Here is a 17466-nt window from a genome sequence, read left to right as displayed (position 1 = left end):
TCTGTCTTTTTGACAACAAAAATTTGAATTGGTTTAATGATAACCATCAGTTACTCTTTCTTAATTAAGAATAACATAGTTCTTATGTCTAAAATTCTTGACCTATAATAAAGTGGATTTGGCTTCCTCCAACTTTGTCGTTTGATGGGAATGCCTTGTCAAATCCGTATGCCCAGTCAATTCCCATAAGTCCAATCATAGGCAAGAATATTCGGACTCCGACTCCTGCTGATTTCTTAAGTTGGAATGGGTTAAAGTCGCGAACATCTGTCCAAGCGTTACCTCCCTCAACAAATGCTAATCCATATATGGTTGTTGAGCCCTCCATAAGGATAGGACAACGCAACTCTAATCCAAATCGGCAATAGGCATATCCGTCATATCCGTATGGAGTTAACGATCCGTTCTCATATCCACGCAATGCGATGGTCTCAGTTGCGTATGTACTACTATATCCCGACATTCCGTCTCCTCCCATGTAGTAGGTTTCAAATGGAGATTTCTTTGCTCGGGTGTATGAACCCAAAATACCAGCTTCGGCTCTTGCCATAAGCACCAATGTATATTTTGAGTCGTATCGTGTAATGGGTAAGAATATACGTCCTTTTATCTTCCACTTGTGGTACTCAATCCATTTGTATTTCTCGTAATCTTTTGCTGTTGCATAATCGACATTCTCCCATAGCGAGTATGGCGGTGTTATTTGACACGACAGTACAAACTCTGATCCACGACGTGTATATAGTGGGTTATCCATTGAGTTACGCGAAAGGGTTAATCCTAATGATATGCTATGCGATTTTCCGTTTTGCATATAGTATAGGTATTGCCAATCTTTTAAGACATAGAGTTGATAACTTAAACTGGCTGAGAATTGGAAATAGTCATCAGGCCAATTTAGTCGTTTACCAAATCCTATTGATACTCCAAATAGTTGTAATGACTTATCAGGGTCATACGAGTAGCCATAACTATATCCGTTGTTATAACCATATCCATATCCTCCATATCCATATCCTCCGTAATATCCGTATGAATAGGGATCGTAGTAGTTATTGTTATAGTAACTTGAACTTACGTCTGTTTGACGGCTGTAATATGCCGAGAAACTGAACGAGTTAGGGCGTTTACCTCCAAACCATGGATCGAGGAACGATATACTATATGATTGATAGTATCGTGCATTGGTTTGCGCACTGATTGAGAATTGTTGTCCTTGTCCTTGCGGTATTATTCCCTTATATGATTTTGGGTTGAATAGGTTCTTAAATGAGAAGTTTGTAAACTTAAGACTTACTTTTCCGACAACTCCTGTTTGTCCCCATCCTAACGAGAACTCTATCTGGTCATTTGCCTTAGACTCCAATCCGTATATAATATCAACTGTTCCGCTTTCGGGATCTGGTTCAGGACGAATATCCATTGTCTCAGGATTAAAGTGTCCCATCTGTGCAATCTCACGAGCAGAACGCATCAAATCTGATTTACTGAATAGATCTCCCGGACGTGTACGCAACTCACGACGCACTACCTCTTCATATAGACGGTCATTTCCTTTAATTATTACGCGATTTATTCTTGCCTGAGGACCCTCCATTATACGAATCTCCAAATCTATTGAGTCATTTTGAATATTTACCTCAACTGGCTCTATATTGAAGAAGAGGTATCCGTTATCCATATATAGGGTTGAGATAGCATCTTCATCCTCAGTCATTCTTTGACGTAGTAACTTTTGGTTATATACGTCTCCCGGTTTCATCCTTAACAAGCGATTAAGTACCTCAGTTGGATATACGGTATTTCCTACCCAGTTTATATCTTTTAGATAGTATTTTTGTCCTTCATCAACCTCAATATAAACGTCAACCATACTCTCCTCAAAGGGTACAATGCTGTCACTTACAATACGAGCATCGCGATATCCCAACTCATTATATTTTTCAATTATAAGGTCAAGGTCGCCTTTATATTCGTTCTCTATGAATTTTTTTGATTTAAATAGTTTTAATATATCACCCTTTTCGTTGGTCTTTTTCATTGTACGCTTAAGTTTTTTATCGGTAATTACTTCATTGCCCGATATATAGACCTTGTGTACTTTTACCTTTGCCTTCTTATCAATATATATATCAACTATCATATAGTTCTTTTTTGACAAATCGGGATGGGTTACTATTCTGACTTCGGCATTTTTATATCCCTTTTCATCAAAGAACTTCTTAATTATCTTTTTTGCTCTATCAATTATATCTTGATTTACTTGTGAGCCTTTTGCTATTCCTATTTTTCCCGACAGGTCATCCTTGTCGCTCTTTTTTAATCCTTGAAAACGAACATCTGATACTCGAGGTTGTTCAGTCAGGTCAATATTTATCCACGCCTGATTACCTACTGTTTTGGTAAGTGTTATTGATACATCTGAAAATAGGCCTTGTTTCCAGAATCTTTTAACGGCTGCTGTTACTTCATCTCCCGGTATAGTGATTATTTGTCCCTTTGTTAATCCTGAAAAACCTATTACTACATAGTCGTCATAACTTTCTGCTCCTGTAACTGTAATATCTGCTATCTCATATTTTTTTGGATATGAGTAGTTTACCTTTGGCGTTGTTATAGTATCGGTGGCAGTGGTTTGTGCTTTTAATTGTGCTGGAAGTAACACTATTAAGAGCAAAACTATGTATAGTATTAATTTATGTATTGAATATGTTTTGTTCAAAATCATAATTGTTCGCTTGTTTTTCCGAATCTTCTCTCGCGAGATTGATAGTTGCATATTGCCTTATATAGGCTCTCCTTTCCAAAATCCGGCCAATACTCAGTAGTAAAATATAACTCTGAATATGATATTTGCCACATTAGGAAGTTGCTTATACGCTCCTCTCCTCCTGTGCGGATTAACAAATCTGGATCGGGAATGTTTTTTGTTGTGAGTGATTGAGAGATTGTATCTTCGGTTATATCATCAACTGATATCTCTCCACTACTTACTTTAGATGATATTTTCTTAACTGCATCTACTATCTCCCAACGCGATGAGTAACTCAATGCCAATACAAGTGTTACTCCTGTTCCTTGTGCTGTATCAGAGATACATTTATCTAATCGTTGACGTACCTCCTCTGGCATACGACTAATATTTCCTATTGCTTGAAGTCTTACCCCGTTCTTTATCAAATCGGGAGTCTCTCGCTCTATTGCCATAACCATTAATGCCATTAAAGCATCAACCTCCTCTTGAGGGCGGTTCCAGTTCTCTGTTGAGAAAGTATATAGTGTAAGGTATTTTATTCCGAGTTCAGTAGCCGCTTCGGTTACTGTACGCACCGAATCAACTCCTTTTTTGTGTCCGTATGAACGATCTAACCCTTGTGCCTTTGCCCAACGTCCGTTTCCGTCCATAATGATTGCTATGTGTTTTGGCAATCGGGTTTTGTCTATTTGCTCTAAATAAGATGTCATCTCTATAATATTACTTCTTAATCTATATTGTTACATACTCTACGTTTTAGACCAAAATCGTAGGTCACAGAAAACATTAAGTATGAATACCAATCGGTATTTTTCAGTGCTGCACTCTCAATTTTGTAGGGGTCATCTAATGCTTTTCCATCAAGTTTATCACCAAATGTTTTTCGCATCGAAAACTCCAACATCATATTCCATCTTTTGCCTACTTTGTATTTGACTCCTGCTCCTAATGGGAGAGATATTGAATAGAATCCGTCTCCTGCTTGTGGAATCATTACAAAATATACTCCAGCCAAGATGTAGGGCGATATTCTCTTTGTATTCAGATAGGTTTGTCCAATTCCGTAATTAAAGAAGTTGAACTCGCCTTGAACTCCTAAATCAACTAACTGCCTTTTAAATGAGTAGGTTGCTGCCGAAGGGTAATATAACCCTAATCCAGAACTCTCTCCTCGCATTGTTGCGGTTGATAGACCACACTTTAATGCCCAACGATAGTTGATGTTCCATCTGAACGTCATATCGAATGCCGCTCCGGGCTTACGGAATGGTTTATTTGGGTTGGCATCGCCCATATAAAATCCCATACCTGCTCCCGCTCCAATCTCATATTTATAAGATTGCGCACTGATAATGGTTGTTGTGATAAGAAATAATATTATTAACAGCGTTTTATTCATTGCTTTTTGTAAAGAGTTTTACACCCTTGTTTATTTAAACGTAAAATTTTAAATAAAATTATCTCTTATCGCTTTTTTATAAATTTTCTATGGTATTGGAGGGAATGTTAATCGCCAAATAACTCCTTTCCATACCTCATTTATAAAGTTATATTGTAACTCACTGCTTCCGCCAACCATATATACGAATGGGACTGTTTGAGTCTCCTCGTTGGTGAGCGACATTAGTTTTGTTATATTTTTTGTGTTTAGTAACTCTATATCACGCCACACTGGACCTTGTGCATCAGACTTCATTTCTACGGGAGAATCCAACACAAACACATCAGCCCCCATGCGTGGAACTATTGTTGAAGGTAATGCCATAGGCGAGGTTGCTCCTGCCTTTTTCCATTTTCCTCCGAGATTTGTAGTGTAATAGAGATCATTTGTCATCTTTTCACCATCCCAACCTCCTACTATAAAGTATGTGAGGACTTTGGTATGTAAATCTATCTCTGAGTTATATTCATAGGTGTAGTATGTAAACATTACAACTCCTGAGCGTGGTGTTATTAAGGTGCCTCCACTTACTGCATTATTCAGTATTGCCCAGTTGCTACCATCAAATCCCCAAACGGCATTAGTTAGAGAGCCATCACGTTTCTCTCCACATGCAATTACAATTTGATCGCGAGTCCACTTGCTTGTAAATGTTACTGATTGAGAGAATCCCTTTATGGGGAACTCATCGTTCATTGGCGAGAGTGTTATGGTTTGATTTGTAGCATTTATTGTTGCGTGATTATATTTTTCGTTATCTTTTACTATTGCCAATAGATTATTCTCATATACTCCTATTAACGATATTGGAGTGTACGTTCCCATTAATGTTGACTCCTCAAATTGAAGAGTATTTATATCGGTACAACTATATAGTTTGTTATCGGCAGAGAGAACATATAATGATGTCCCATCGTATGTTAGAGTACGCCAATCCATGCTATGCAATGTAACTTTTGTACTACTCTCCCACTCACTAAAATTTGTTGTACGATATACTGCTAATTCTCCACTTTTGTCTTGAACAAATAGATAGTATGCGTTGTCTATCGATATACATTTTGAAGATGCTACATTGTTTTGCTGTACTGGGATTGATGCGGTCTCAATCTTTTTCCAATATAGCGAATCGGCAACAACTTTATGGACATTTACTTTTAAGGTGTAGGTTTGCGAAGTGTGACCATCGGCAGCAATTACCTTCATTTTAACTTTATTCTCTTCGCTTTTTCTAAAGTCAATTGTTGCGTGACTTGTTGCCAAATAACTAAAGCTCTTTATTGCTCCGTTTTCATCTTCGTAATTTACATATACGTTGGCAGGATTCATAAAGGTTGCCTTTACCGCTATTTTAGATACATCGGTTCCCTTGGGCAACGAGTCTGCGTTGTAGATTAGACTTCTGTCAAGATCTATTGTAAAGAATATACTATCGAGGTTTGACAACACAGAGGTATCTTTTTGTAAGGAGAAGGCACATATCATTGTGTTTTGCTTTGAATAGTATATACCATCCTCCTCCAAACTTCCGCACGATGATAGCAAAACAATAACCGATACAACTGCTAATATTGTTATTTTTTTCAGAAATTTCATTTTGATCATATTTTACAATTTGCAAAGATAGTAAGTTTTTTTTGCTTTTCCCTTATAAATAAGGTAACAAATATGGTGCGAATATGTTAATAGAAGTTTAAAATATAACTAAAAAGAAGAAAAAGGGCGACTCGCCCTTTGTAATTCTGTTATTTATCGTTATAAAGATGATAGATTCTGGAACTTCCACATTCAGATGTTTGTGCTTCATCAAAAGATATTTTAGGAGCGGTTATTCCTTCTTCAATAACAATGGGCGATACCTCTCGGCGGATTTCATCCCATACGCCGCAATCAATGAACGACTGAAGTGTTTTTGTTCCTCCCTCAACCATTAGAGAGGTTACTCCACGACTATATAATTCTTTGAGTATTTGTGGTATTATATTTTCAGAGAAATCTATTTTTATATAGCGTTGGTCTGTCGTAGTTTGGCTTAAATTAGTAAATATTAGTGTTTGACTTTCGTTATTAAAGATTTTTCTATCATGTGGAAGTTTTGCATCTCTGTCAATTACTACTCGCAACGGATTTTTACCTTTCCATCCTCTTACGGTAAGCGTTGGATTATCGGTTAAAACGGTTGTTGTTCCTACCATTATTGCATCACAGAGAGACCTCTCTCTGTGCATATAAATAGAGGATACTTGTGATGAGAGTTGAACAGGTGTTGGCTTTCCGTTTTTTATTGCGGCTATATAGCCATCACTGCTTTCGCACCACTTTAGTAAAACGTATGGGCGTTTTTGAGTATGTGCTGTTATAAACTTACGATTTATAAATCTGCAATCTTCTTCCAAAACTCCTACTGTTACCTCTACTCCTGCCTCTTGCAATATACGTATTCCACGACCTGCCACTTCAGGGAAGGGATCTTTTATTCCTATTACTACTCGTGGTATCCCACACTCTTTTATAAGGTTACAACAAGGTGGTGTTTTACCATAATGCGAACAGGGTTCAAGCGTTACATACATTGTACTACTTTTCAAAAGGGTTTTATCTTTTACCGATGCTACTGCATTTACTTCGGCATGTGCCTCTCCACACTTACGATGATACCCCTCTCCTATTATTTTTCCATCGCACACTATTACTGCTCCTACCATCGGATTGGGAGAAACATTACCCTCGCCACAACGTGCAAGTTGTAACGCTCTTTGCATATAAATTTTATCACAATCCGATAGTGAGTTCATTTTTTTTATAACTTTGTATATTAAATTATCGTCCTTTGCAAATGAAAGATTCTATCAGATATATCGCAAACCACCTCTCTTCGTGCTACGATGCAAGGGAGTGCAACTCTATTGCTCGTTATATTGTTGAAGAGTTATCGGGTATGAGTTATTCTGATATTTTGGTCAAAGATACAAAATTTTTGGAAGTTGATAGAGAAAAAATTGAGGTTATAGTAAAAAGACTGTTAAATGGAGAGCCTTTGCAATATATTTTAGGATACTCATACTTTTGCGACTTGAAGATTGGCGTTGATAATAATGTTCTTATTCCCCGCCCCGAGACTGATGAACTTTGCCGTTTGATTATTGAGAGATACAAAGAGTCAGCTCCTAAGATTCTTGATATTTGTTCAGGTAGCGGTTGTATTGCTTTAGCTCTTAAAAATGGTATTCCTAAAGCAAGTGTTGAGGGCGTTGATATTTCACTTGGTGCTATTTCGGTTGCTCGTAAAAACGCCGAGAGTCTAAATCTTGATGTTGAGTTTAATGAGTATGATGTTATTACAGATACTCCAAAAATTCAAAATTGTTACGATATAATCGTTAGTAACCCTCCATATATTTGTCAATTTGAGAAGGAGAAGATGGAGAGCAACGTATTGGATAATGAGCCTCATATTGCCCTCTTTGTTAGTGATGATAACCCTCTTGTTTTTTACGATAAAATCGCAGAATTGGGATGCTCAATTTTAAAGAGTAGTGGCAATCTTTTCTTTGAAATTAATCCTTTATTTTACAAAGAGTTGACAGAAATGCTCATATCAAAAGGGTATGCAAATATTGAGGTTATAAACGACATTAACGAACGTAAGAGATTTATTGCATGTACGAAGATATAGAGAAAGCTAAGCGAAGTATAGAGAAGGAGGAGGCTTTAAATAAATGCTGTATGATTTGTTCTAAGGCTGAATACTCTATTTGGGATATCAGAGAAAAACTCCGCAAATGGGGGATTGATTGCGACACCCAGAACGGAATAATAGAATATCTTTGCGATAATAACTTTATAAACGAAGGGCGATACGCTGAGTGTTTTGTTTCGGAAAAATTTAGATTAAGCCACTGGGGACGTATTAAGATTGGTTATGCTCTAAGACAAAAAAAGGTTGCAGAAGAGTATATATCTTCGGCTATGGACGTTATTGATGATGTGCAATATTTTGAGATACTTAAACAACTTATATTAAGTAAAAGCAAAGGCGATATCTCGGACTTTAAAAAGAGGGCATCGGTCTATAATTTTGCTTTATCAAGAGGGTTTGAAGCGGATCTTATAAACAAAGCGTTCAGGGAAATTAGTAATGAGTAGTATGGAAAAGATAAGAGAGGTTATATCGGCGATTGTGGATCTGTTCTACCCCAGACTGTGTTTGGTTTGCGGTACTGCTCTTACAAGTAGCGAGAAGCATATTTGCACTTCGTGTATTGCCTCTATACCTCGCACAAATTTTCATACTGCAATGAGAAATATTGCGGAAGAGTCATTTGCCGGCAAGGCTTATGCAAAGAGTGTATATTCATGGTTTTTTCACTCTCACGAAAGCGAATTTGCTAAACTTATTTACAACTTCAAATATAGAGGCAATTACAATCTGGCAGAATATTTAGGTGAGATGTACGCCAAAGAACTTTTGGTTGATAATATAACTCTGAAATTTGACTACATAATACCTGTTCCACTACACCCTAAGCGTAAAAAGAGCAGAGGGTATAACCAAAGTTTTTATATCGCAAAGGGTATTAGCAATGTATTTGGTGGTGTTGTAAGAGAGGATATTTTATCGAGAAAGAGCGAGACGGAGTCTCAAACCAAAAAGATGAGATTTGATCGCTGGGAAAATATTAAAGATGCTTTTGAGACTACTCCTGCTACACGTGATGATATAGAGAAAGAGATTCTTATTGTGGATGATGTCACCACAACTGGTGCTACTATTGCCGCTTGTATAATCTCTTTGCGTGAGGGTGGGTACAAAAATATATCGGTACTTACTTTGGCGTATGCTAATAAATAGTCGTTGGTTGCCGGCTAAAGTTGCCCCTACGTGGTAGTTGTCAGTTTTTAGTTGTTAGAAATATTTTTACTTGAAAAATAATTTTATTTTTGCTTTCGCTATTTGCAGATTATTATGTAACTTTGATTTTTAAATCAAATAGTAACTAAGGACAGAGGTTAGAAATATTAATTTAAAAAATATATTTATCATGAATTCAGTTGACAAATTATTGGCTAAAAAGTTATTAGGTATCAGTGCAGTTAAACTTCAACCTAAAAATCCTTTTACTTGGGCTTCGGGATGGAAATCTCCAATCTACACAGACAATAGAAAAACTTTATCGTTCCCTGATGTTAGAACTTTTGTTAAGATTGAACTTTCTCGCCTTATTGCCGAGAAATTTGAAGAGTTTGATGTTATTGCTGGTGTAGCAACTGGTGCTATTGCTCAAGGTGCTATGATTGCTGATGAACTTGGCATGCCTTATGTTTATATCCGTTCCGCAGCCAAAGATCATGGTATGGGTAACTTAATTGAGGGCGACATTAAACCTGGTCAAAAAGTTGTTGTTGTGGAAGACCTTATTTCAACCGGAGGTAGTAGTTTGAAGGCTGTTGAGGCTGTTCGCCAAGCAGGTTGCGAGGTTGTTGGTATGGTCGCTATCTTTACATATGGTTTCCCTCTTGCTGAAGAGAAATTTAAAGAGGCTGGTGTTACTCTTTATACTTTGAGCAACTACAACGCTGTATTGGAGGCTGCTGCTGAAACTGGTTATATCAACAGCGAGGATATTGAGACTCTTAAAGTCTGGAGAGAGAATCCATCACAATGGATGCAAGAATAATCACAAAAGATTTAAATATTTTAAATGAGTATAAGTAAATACGAAAGTTCTGTAAAAAGTGTAAACTCTCCTGTTGACGCAATTTATAACACCCTCTCTGACTTAAACAATATTGAGAGGGTTAAGGATAGAATCCCTGCAGACAAAGTTAAAGATATTAAATTTGACAGAGATAGTTGTTCGCTAAGGGTTGATCCTGTTGGAGAAGTTAAGTTTATAATCTGCGACAGAGAAGAGAATAAGACAGTTAAATTTACTGCCGAAAACTCTCCTCTACCTGTATTTATATGGATTCAGATGTTGCCTGTTACTGAAACTACTTCAAAAATCAAGGTTACATGCCACTTGGAACTTAATATGTTCTTACGCGGTATGGTGGGTAACAAAATTAAAGAGGGTATTGAGAGAATTGCAGATACTTTGGCTGCTATAAACTATTAATCATATTCACAAAAAAAAGATATGGCAGAGAAACTTTGGCAGAAAACCACTATTGTTAACTCAGAGATTGAGCGTTACACTGTTGGTCTGGATAGAGAGTTAGACCTGTTTCTTGCTCCATTTGATGTACTTGGCTCTATTGCACACATAACTATGTTGGAGTCTATTGGTCTACTTACTGAGAGCGAACTTAAAACTTTAACTACTGAGTTAAAAAACATATACAAAACTACTCAAGATGGCTCATTTGTAATTGAAGAGGGTATTGAGGATGTTCACTCGCAAGTTGAACTCTTGTTAACTCGCAAACTTGGAGATATTGGCAAGAAGATTCATAGTGGACGTTCGCGTAACGACCAAGTTTTGGTTGACCTTAAACTCTTTATGCGTAGCGAAATTAAAGAGATTGTCTCTCTTTGCGACAAACTTTTTAAGACTCTTATTGCTCAAAGTGAGAACTACAAAGAGGTGCTTATGCCCGGATATACTCACTTGCAAGTTGCTATGCCATCTTCGTTTGGTTTGTGGTTTGGTGCATACGCAGAGAGTATTGTTGATGACCTTAACGTGCTACAAGCAGCATATAAGGTTGTTAACCGTAACCCTCTTGGTTCAGCCGCTGGTTATGGCTCTTCGTTCCCACTGAACAGAACTATGACTACAAACCTTTTAGGGTTTGACTCAATGAACTACAACGTGGTTTATGCTCAAATGAGTAGAGGTAAAACAGAACGTATTGTTGCTACTGCTATGGCTTCTATTGCCGCAACTATCTCAAAACTTGCTTTTGATGCGTGTATGTTCAACTCTCAAAACTTTGGTTTTATTCGTCTTCCTGATGAATACACAACAGGCTCGAGCATTATGCCTCACAAAAAGAATCCTGATGTGTTTGAGTTGACTCGTGCCAAATGCAACAAACTTCAAGCATTGCCTTATCAGATTACTCTGATTGCAAATAACCTGCCTTCGGGCTACTTCCGCGATATGCAACTTATTAAGGAGTCGTTCCTTCCTGCTTTTGCTGAACTTAAAGATTGCTTGATTATGACAACTGAAATGGTTAGATTAATTGAGATTAAAGAGGATATTATTGAGGATGACCGTTATAAATATGCTTTCAGTGTGGAAGAGGTAAACCGCAGAGCAAAAGAGGGAACTCCTTTCCGCGATGCCTACAAGCAGGTGGGTATTGAGATTGAACAAGGGTGCTTTACCCCAAATAAAAATATTTGCCACACCCACGAAGGCAGTATAGGCAACTTATGCAACGACAAAATTGTTGAGTTAGAGGAGAGCATCATCAAAGGTTTTGCTTTTGACAAATACGAAAAGGCTCAAGAGGAGTTGCTAAAATAGTTGTTTGTTGTTAGTTGTCGGCTACGCCGCCCTACGGGTAGTTGTTAGTTGCGGGGATTAAAGTATGTTGAGAAAAAAGGTTATAACGATTCTTTTTATAATTCTAATGATTTGTTGGGGGTGTTCAAGTATTAACGATGAGAGGATACCACTTACAAGTGTTAGAATAGAGGTTACTCTTGCTCAACAACAAAACCCAGAGTGGTGGGCTAATGTTCCCGCTACATATATTTCTTTCTTAAAGCCAAACATCCCATACGGTTTTCCATACACCATTTCTGCCACAACTGGCTATGGTGGCGTACTTCAGGTTTGTGGTTTTGATAACGAACTATTTGCGTTTGATTTGAGTTGTCCTTTTGAACACAATCCCAACATTAGAATTGCCATTAATGAATCTCTCAACGCTTATTGTAGAGAGTGTGGTTCAGTTTATGATGTTTTCTATGGTAGCGGAGCTCCTATCGAAGGTCCTTCGGCTATAAACGGATATTCACTTCGCAAATACAATATTAAATATATTACAACTACTGGTTCTTATATGATTATAAATTAAGTGTTTGTTATTTAAAAAGTCAATTAAAATCATCGCAATATGAAAGTTTTAAAGAGATTATCAGTTTTGGCATTATCGCTTGTAATATCTTTTTCGGTATATGCCGACAGAATTAAAGTTGCCTGTATTGGTAATAGTGTTACATACGGATACCTCCTCCCATACAGAGAGGATAACTCCTATCCTACTCGATTGCAAAATCTACTGGGAGATAACTTTATGGTTGGCAACTTTGGTAAGAGTGGTGCTACACTATTAAATAGAGGCCACTGTCCATATATGGCACAAGATGAATTTAAAGAGGCTATGGCATTTAAGGCTGATATTGCCGTTATTCACTTAGGATTAAACGATACAGACCCTCGCAATTGGCCTAATTATAGTGATGATTTTGAAAAAGATTATTACGCTTTAATTGACTCTATAAAGAGTGCTAATCCTAAATGTGAGGTTTGGATTTGTAAGATGTCGCCAATAACTCACGAACATAAGAGATTTAAATCGGGCACTCGCGATTGGTACAGAGAGATTCAAAAACGAATAGAGGATATTGCCAAGATTAAAGAGGTGGGGGTAATTGACCTTCAAACTCCTCTTTACAACATTCCAAATATGTTACCCGATGCTCTACATCCAAACATTGATGGAGCCAAGATTATTGCAAGAACTGTATATTCGGCTATTACTGGTAATTATGGAGGATTAAAAATGTCTCCTATGTACTCAGACAATATGGTATTGCAACGTAACACTCCTCTTGAGATTAAGGGTATTGCAAATGCTGGGGATAATATAACTGTTACAATAGCAGGTAAAAAATACAAAACCAATTGTGGTAAAAATGGTAAATGGAGTGTTACAATAAAACCATTAAAAGCAGATACAGGATATGTTCTTTCAGTTGCTACCAAAGAGAAGAGTTTAACTTTCTCAAATATTGCTGCCGGAGAGGTGTGGTTGTGTTCAGGACAATCGAATATGGCATTTACTGTTGGTGAGAGTGCAACTGCAGAAGAGGATATTGCTACTGCCGACAACTTTAATATCCGTCTCTTTAATATGCAACCTACATACTTAACTGATACTTCTACTTGGAGTATGACTTTCCTTGATTCGCTTAACCGATTGGACTACTACAAACCTACTAAGTGGCAAGAGTGTAACGAAGAGAGTGTGAGATCATTCTCGGCAGTTGGTTACCATTTTGCCAAAGCAGTGTCAGATTCATTGAATGTTCCTGTTGGTGTGATATGCAATGCTATAGGAGGCTCAGGTGCTGAGGCGTGGATAAGCAGAGATATTCTTGAAATGGAGATTCCCGATATATTCTATCACTGGACCAAGAGTGATTACATTCAGGATTGGGTTAGAGAGAGAGCAGAACTCAACTGTAAACTTTACGAGATTAAGAGACAACGCCACCCATACGAGCCATCGTACCTATATGCTGTAAATGAACTATGGATTAACGATTTCACCGTAAAAGGTATGCTTTGGTATCAGGGCGAGAGTAATGCTCATAATATTGAGTTACATGAAAAACTATTCCCTATGGTTGTTGAGAGTTGGCGTAAACAGCAGAACAACCCCGAAATGCCATTCTACTTTGTGCAACTATCAAGCCTAAACCGCCCATCGTGGTGTAGTTTCCGCAATAGTCAACGTATATTGAGCGAGACTATCCCTAATGTAGGGATGGTGGTTTCATCGGATAAAGGAGATTCTCTTGATGTTCATCCTAAACAAAAGAAGGAGATTGGTGCAAGACTTGCCCGTTTGGCTCTTAATAAAACATATAATATGAAGAAGTTGACTCCTTGCGGTCCTATGATTAAGAAAGTTGACTTTAAAAAGGGTGCTGCATACCCAACATTTGAGTATGGCAAGGATTTAAGAGCAGAAAGTGGCGATACCATATTAGGTTTTGAAATTGCTGGAGAGGATAAGATATTCTACCCTGCTATTGTTGAGAACAACAAAGGTGAACTTAAAGTGTGGTGTGTAGAGGTTAAAGAGCCTAAATATATCCGCTACGGATGGCAACCATACACCAACGCAAACCTTGTTAATGGTGACGGACTTCCCGCAAGTACGTTTAAGTATTAAGTCAAACTTTTATCCTCAACTAATTACTATCAATAAAATATTAGACTAATTGGTCATATTGGACTAATTAGTCTAATTTGTTAATAACGGGGATAATATTACCTTAACAACAATGATGAGTCGCCGTAGCTTAAGAAACGGAAGTTGTTTGCAAGGGCGTAATCGTAAATTTCTCGCCAACGCTCTCCGCCTATATAGGCCGATACCAATAATAGCAGGGTGCTTTTGGGTTGGTGAAAATTTGTGATTATTCCGTCAACTACTCTGAATTTATAACTTGGCACTATTATTATTTGTGTTGAGGTTACAAGTTGCGACAAGCCATTTTTCTTTAGATAGTTTACGATATTACGGAATGCTTCAGAGCGTGATATTTCAGAGGGGCAGTCATAGGGTTGCCACTGTGACACCTTTAATGACTCGGGGTTTTGTGGTTCTCTGCCCAATGCTACTCCTATATGGTATAGCGACTCTAAGGTGCGTACTGATGTTGTTCCTACGGCTATTACGGTGCGATTTGTTGTTGCTATTTTTTCGATTACTTCGAGGGGCACTGATATTAATTCGGTATGCATATCGTGACCTCCTATGGTGTCGCTCTTTACAGGGCGGAATGTTCCTACTCCTACGTGCAAGGTTACTTCGGCGGTTTCTGCTCCACTCTCTCGCAATGCATCAAACACCTGTGGGGTAAAGTGCAATCCTGCTGTGGGCGCTGCAACAGACCCTTCAATTTTTGAATATACGGTTTGATAGGTGGTTTTGTCGCTCTCCTCTGCTTCGCGATTAAGATACGGAGGTATAGGCAATTCGCCTACCTCATCTAATAATCGAGCAAAAGTAAATGAGGGGTTATCCCACGAAAAACGTATGGGTTGGGGAGAGCCTGCTCCTATCCGTTCGGCTGAGAAATTTACGGTTTCTCCGTCAAGTGTGATAGTGCGTGTTAATTTTCCCTCTTTCCATTTTTTTGAGTTTCCAACCAAACACTCCCATATACATTCGGTTGTTGATTGAAACGATAGTGCATAATCGGCTGGGGTGTGTGGCTCTAAACAGAATATCTCTATTGAGGCTCCACTCTCTTTTTGAAAGTGTAGTCGTGCCTGTATTACTCTGGTATTATTAAATATCAAAAGAGAGTTCTCTGGCAGATGCGAAGGGAGGGTGTTAAACTTGTCTTCCGATATTGCTCCTTCTTTATATAATAGTAGTTTTGAAGTGTCGCGTTGGGGTAATGGAAATTTTGCTATTCTCTCATCGGGTAGCGGATAGTCGTACGATTCCATCGATATTTTTTTATACTCTTGCTCCATTACTTTATATATTTTTCAAATCCTTTACTGTAATATACTTTATAGTGCGTTGTGTCACCCGGGCATATCATCATTGCCTCTAATGTTGTGTCTGACTCTACTACTCTCATTCCCTCCTCTACGCCAAGTACCATAAGAGCTGTTGCATATGCATCGGCTGTTGCACAATCGTTGGCTATTACGGTTGCACTTAATACTCGCAACTCGGTTGGGTAACCTGTGCGAGGATCAATTATATGCCACACTTTTTGGTTATCTTCTACTTTGAATTTTCGGTAATTACCCGATGTTGCCAATGCTTTATCGGATAGTTGTAGTATGGAGAGGATATCTCCTCCAAGATTACTCTCTTCGGGTTTATCTATGCCTACTCTCCAACTCTCACCTCGCGAGTTTACTCCTTTGCACGATATTTCGCCCCCTATGTTTACTAAATAGTCGGTTACTCCGTTATCCTCTAAGAGTTGTGCAACTTTATCAACTATATAGCCTTTTGCTATTGCAGAAAAGTTTAGGGTTATTTTAGGGTTTGATTTTACTACTTGTCCATCAGTGGTTAGTGCTATTTTGTTCATTCCTACCAACTCTTTTAACTCTGCCACTTGTGTATCGGTTGGGATTGTTTCTGTTTTAAACCCAAATCCCCACGCATTTATAAGAGGTGAAATGGTAGGATCAAATGCTCCTGATGTTGCTCCGTAAACTTGTTGAGACAGGGTTATTACATTGCTCAACATTTTATCAACTCTTACGGTTGTGTCGTTATTATTTATTGCAGCAAGGAGCGATTCTTTATTAAAGGGAGATAGAGAAAGGTCGCACTCGTTCAAGAGTTTAACTATTAATGTATCAATATTCTCACTTGATTTATATGCTACGCTATAAAAGGTTGAGAATTTTTCTCCTACACACTCATTGTATGCGACCTCTTTGGTATCGTTTGAAAATAGCCGTATAAGCAAGAAGACTACTAATACCACTATTGATGCTACCCATCCTTTAAAGTTTCTTATATAGTTCATATATTTTTAAATAGTTTTATCGGAATGTTATATGAAAGCACCCCTGTTTTACTTCGTATTTTACATAGCATTTGCCTTCTTCTCTAAATTTTTGGAGTGTCTCGGCAAGTAGTAGTTTTAAATCAAGGTCAGATATTATAAACTGTGGGGTGTATTTGCTGAATCTGCGGTATGTTATATCTACGGTTGTCCCGAATAGATGTGCCGAGTTTTCGGTGGAATTTACATTCCATCTTCGTAATCGTTTTATATCTGTCTCTTTACGAAGCACACTGGTTATTATAAATCGGTAACTTCCTCCTCCTCGCTCCGCTAATGCTTGGTTAAATGCTTCGCCCAACTCATCTAATCGTGCTTTTGCATGGGGCACTAAATAGGGGTGCGAGTGTGTGAGTTTATCAACTTCGTAATAATCGCATGTTACTACCTCTTCTAATGCTCCATCCTCTAACGATTTTTCTATATCTACCGGTTGAGATACTATTCCATACGATTTTGCAGCATCAAGATGGAGATCGTTCTTATCGTTAAATGTTCTGCGGTACGATCCTTTAAAGTTGGTCTTTATATCCTTTTCTACGGTTATATAGTATGTTTCAGTGGGTTTTATTATGACCTCTTCTTTGGGCATATACTTATTTATGGTCATTGCTACCACAACAACAAGAAAGAGCACCGAAACTGCAATTATTATATATTTATATCTCTTTATCATAGGTTTTGCGAAGTTACAAAAAAAGAAGGGGTTTCCCAAATATTAAGAAACTCCTTCGCTATAATTTTTATCTTGAT

16 protein-coding genes are annotated in these 17466 nt (G+C 37.8%); 8 read left to right on the top strand and 8 right to left on the bottom strand.

What is annotated here, in order from left to right; all coding sequences use genetic code 11:
• Nucleotides 1–88 precede the first annotated feature (88 nt).
• The 5 genes from bamA to ribD all read right to left on the bottom strand — a co-directional run bounded on the left by bamA (nt 89) and on the right by ribD (nt 6958).
• A complete protein-coding gene (bamA, locus tag IKK64_00350; protein MBR4118511.1) occupies nt 89–2728 on the bottom strand; it encodes an outer membrane protein assembly factor BamA in 2640 nt (879 codons plus the stop codon).
• Nucleotides 2725–3465, bottom strand: a complete 741-nt coding sequence (locus IKK64_00345; GenBank protein MBR4118510.1) for an isoprenyl transferase — start codon at nt 3463–3465, stop codon at nt 2725–2727. The genes bamA and IKK64_00345 overlap by 4 nt, the downstream gene beginning before the upstream one ends.
• A gap of 17 nt (nt 3466–3482) precedes the next feature.
• The gene (locus tag IKK64_00340; protein MBR4118509.1) at nt 3483–4154 is read right to left on the bottom strand and encodes an outer membrane beta-barrel protein; all 672 of its coding nucleotides are present in this window, start codon (nt 4152–4154) and stop codon (nt 3483–3485) included.
• Nucleotides 4155–4241: 87 nt separating this feature from the next.
• Nucleotides 4242–5792, bottom strand: a complete 1551-nt coding sequence (locus tag IKK64_00335; GenBank protein MBR4118508.1) for a cadherin-like beta sandwich domain-containing protein — start codon at nt 5790–5792, stop codon at nt 4242–4244.
• Nucleotides 5793–5941: 149 nt separating this feature from the next.
• Nucleotides 5942–6958, bottom strand: coding sequence for a bifunctional diaminohydroxyphosphoribosylaminopyrimidine deaminase/5-amino-6-(5-phosphoribosylamino)uracil reductase RibD (gene ribD / locus IKK64_00330; GenBank protein ID MBR4118507.1), 1017 nt, complete (start codon nt 6956–6958; stop codon nt 5942–5944).
• Nucleotides 6959–7032: 74 nt separating this feature from the next.
• Between ribD and prmC the strand changes: the two genes are divergently transcribed.
• The 8 genes from prmC to IKK64_00290 all read left to right on the top strand — a co-directional run bounded on the left by prmC (nt 7033) and on the right by IKK64_00290 (nt 14336).
• A complete protein-coding gene (prmC, locus tag IKK64_00325) occupies nt 7033–7872 on the top strand; it encodes a peptide chain release factor N(5)-glutamine methyltransferase (GenBank protein MBR4118506.1) in 840 nt (279 codons plus the stop codon).
• On the top strand, nt 7857–8342 hold the full coding sequence (locus IKK64_00320; protein ID MBR4118505.1) for a RecX family transcriptional regulator: 486 nt from the start codon (nt 7857–7859) through the stop codon (nt 8340–8342). The genes prmC and IKK64_00320 overlap by 16 nt, the downstream gene beginning before the upstream one ends.
• 1 nt (nt 8343) lies before the next feature.
• Nucleotides 8344–9048 (top strand): ComF family protein, encoded by a 705-nt coding sequence (locus IKK64_00315; GenBank protein MBR4118504.1) that lies wholly within the window; start codon nt 8344–8346, stop codon nt 9046–9048.
• 190 nt (nt 9049–9238) lie between these two features.
• Nucleotides 9239–9874, top strand: a complete 636-nt coding sequence (locus IKK64_00310; GenBank protein MBR4118503.1) for an orotate phosphoribosyltransferase — start codon at nt 9239–9241, stop codon at nt 9872–9874.
• 30 nt (nt 9875–9904) lie between these two features.
• Nucleotides 9905–10315: an SRPBCC family protein gene (locus tag IKK64_00305; GenBank protein MBR4118502.1), complete on the top strand. Its 411-nt coding sequence runs from the start codon at nt 9905–9907 to the stop codon at nt 10313–10315.
• A 21-nt stretch (nt 10316–10336) separates the two neighbouring features.
• Entirely contained in the window at nt 10337–11674 is a 1338-nt protein-coding gene (gene argH / locus IKK64_00300; protein ID MBR4118501.1) for an argininosuccinate lyase, read from the top strand.
• 64 nt (nt 11675–11738) lie between these two features.
• Nucleotides 11739–12230, top strand: coding sequence for a hypothetical protein (locus IKK64_00295; protein MBR4118500.1), 492 nt, complete (start codon nt 11739–11741; stop codon nt 12228–12230).
• Nucleotides 12231–12269: 39 nt separating this feature from the next.
• Entirely contained in the window at nt 12270–14336 is a 2067-nt protein-coding gene (locus IKK64_00290) for a sialate O-acetylesterase (GenBank protein MBR4118499.1), read from the top strand.
• Between the two features lie 98 nt (nt 14337–14434).
• Here IKK64_00290 and IKK64_00285 read toward each other — a convergent pair whose 3' ends face one another.
• The 3 genes from IKK64_00285 to IKK64_00275 are packed head-to-tail and all read right to left on the bottom strand — an operon-like array spanning nt 14435 to nt 17242.
• The gene (locus tag IKK64_00285) at nt 14435–15652 is read right to left on the bottom strand and encodes an S-adenosylmethionine:tRNA ribosyltransferase-isomerase (GenBank protein MBR4118498.1); all 1218 of its coding nucleotides are present in this window, start codon (nt 15650–15652) and stop codon (nt 14435–14437) included.
• Entirely contained in the window at nt 15652–16674 is a 1023-nt protein-coding gene (locus IKK64_00280; protein ID MBR4118497.1) for an FAD:protein FMN transferase, read from the bottom strand. The genes IKK64_00285 and IKK64_00280 overlap by 1 nt, the downstream gene beginning before the upstream one ends.
• A gap of 16 nt (nt 16675–16690) precedes the next feature.
• A complete protein-coding gene (locus IKK64_00275) occupies nt 16691–17242 on the bottom strand; it encodes a hypothetical protein (GenBank protein MBR4118496.1) in 552 nt (183 codons plus the stop codon).
• Nucleotides 17243–17466 lie beyond the last annotated feature (224 nt).

Source organism: Bacteroidales bacterium (assembly GCA_017521245.1).
Classification (GTDB): domain Bacteria; phylum Bacteroidota; class Bacteroidia; order Bacteroidales; family G3-4614; genus Caccoplasma_A.
This window is presented reverse-complemented; position numbering and strand designations above follow the sequence as displayed.

Excerpts from the sequence above, each read along its gene's own strand:
- bamA (MBR4118511.1), bottom strand. The coding sequence starts at position 2,728 with ATGATTTTGAACAAAACATATTCAATACATAAATTAATACTATACATA.
- IKK64_00345 (MBR4118510.1), bottom strand. The coding sequence starts at position 3,465 with ATGACATCTTATTTAGAGCAAATAGACAAAACCCGATTGCCAAAACAC.
- IKK64_00340 (MBR4118509.1), bottom strand. The coding sequence starts at position 4,154 with ATGAATAAAACGCTGTTAATAATATTATTTCTTATCACAACAACCATT.
- IKK64_00335 (MBR4118508.1), bottom strand. The coding sequence starts at position 5,792 with ATGAAATTTCTGAAAAAAATAACAATATTAGCAGTTGTATCGGTTATT.
- ribD (MBR4118507.1), bottom strand. The coding sequence starts at position 6,958 with ATGCAAAGAGCGTTACAACTTGCACGTTGTGGCGAGGGTAATGTTTCT.
- prmC (MBR4118506.1), top strand. The coding sequence starts at position 7,033 with ATGAAAGATTCTATCAGATATATCGCAAACCACCTCTCTTCGTGCTAC.
- IKK64_00320 (MBR4118505.1), top strand. The coding sequence starts at position 7,857 with ATGTACGAAGATATAGAGAAAGCTAAGCGAAGTATAGAGAAGGAGGAG.
- IKK64_00315 (MBR4118504.1), top strand. The coding sequence starts at position 8,344 with ATGGAAAAGATAAGAGAGGTTATATCGGCGATTGTGGATCTGTTCTAC.
- IKK64_00310 (MBR4118503.1), top strand. The coding sequence starts at position 9,239 with ATGAATTCAGTTGACAAATTATTGGCTAAAAAGTTATTAGGTATCAGT.
- argH (MBR4118501.1), top strand. The coding sequence starts at position 10,337 with ATGGCAGAGAAACTTTGGCAGAAAACCACTATTGTTAACTCAGAGATT.
- IKK64_00295 (MBR4118500.1), top strand. The coding sequence starts at position 11,739 with ATGTTGAGAAAAAAGGTTATAACGATTCTTTTTATAATTCTAATGATT.
- IKK64_00290 (MBR4118499.1), top strand. The coding sequence starts at position 12,270 with ATGAAAGTTTTAAAGAGATTATCAGTTTTGGCATTATCGCTTGTAATA.
- IKK64_00285 (MBR4118498.1), bottom strand. The coding sequence starts at position 15,652 with ATGGAGCAAGAGTATAAAAAAATATCGATGGAATCGTACGACTATCCG.
- IKK64_00280 (MBR4118497.1), bottom strand. The coding sequence starts at position 16,674 with ATGAACTATATAAGAAACTTTAAAGGATGGGTAGCATCAATAGTGGTA.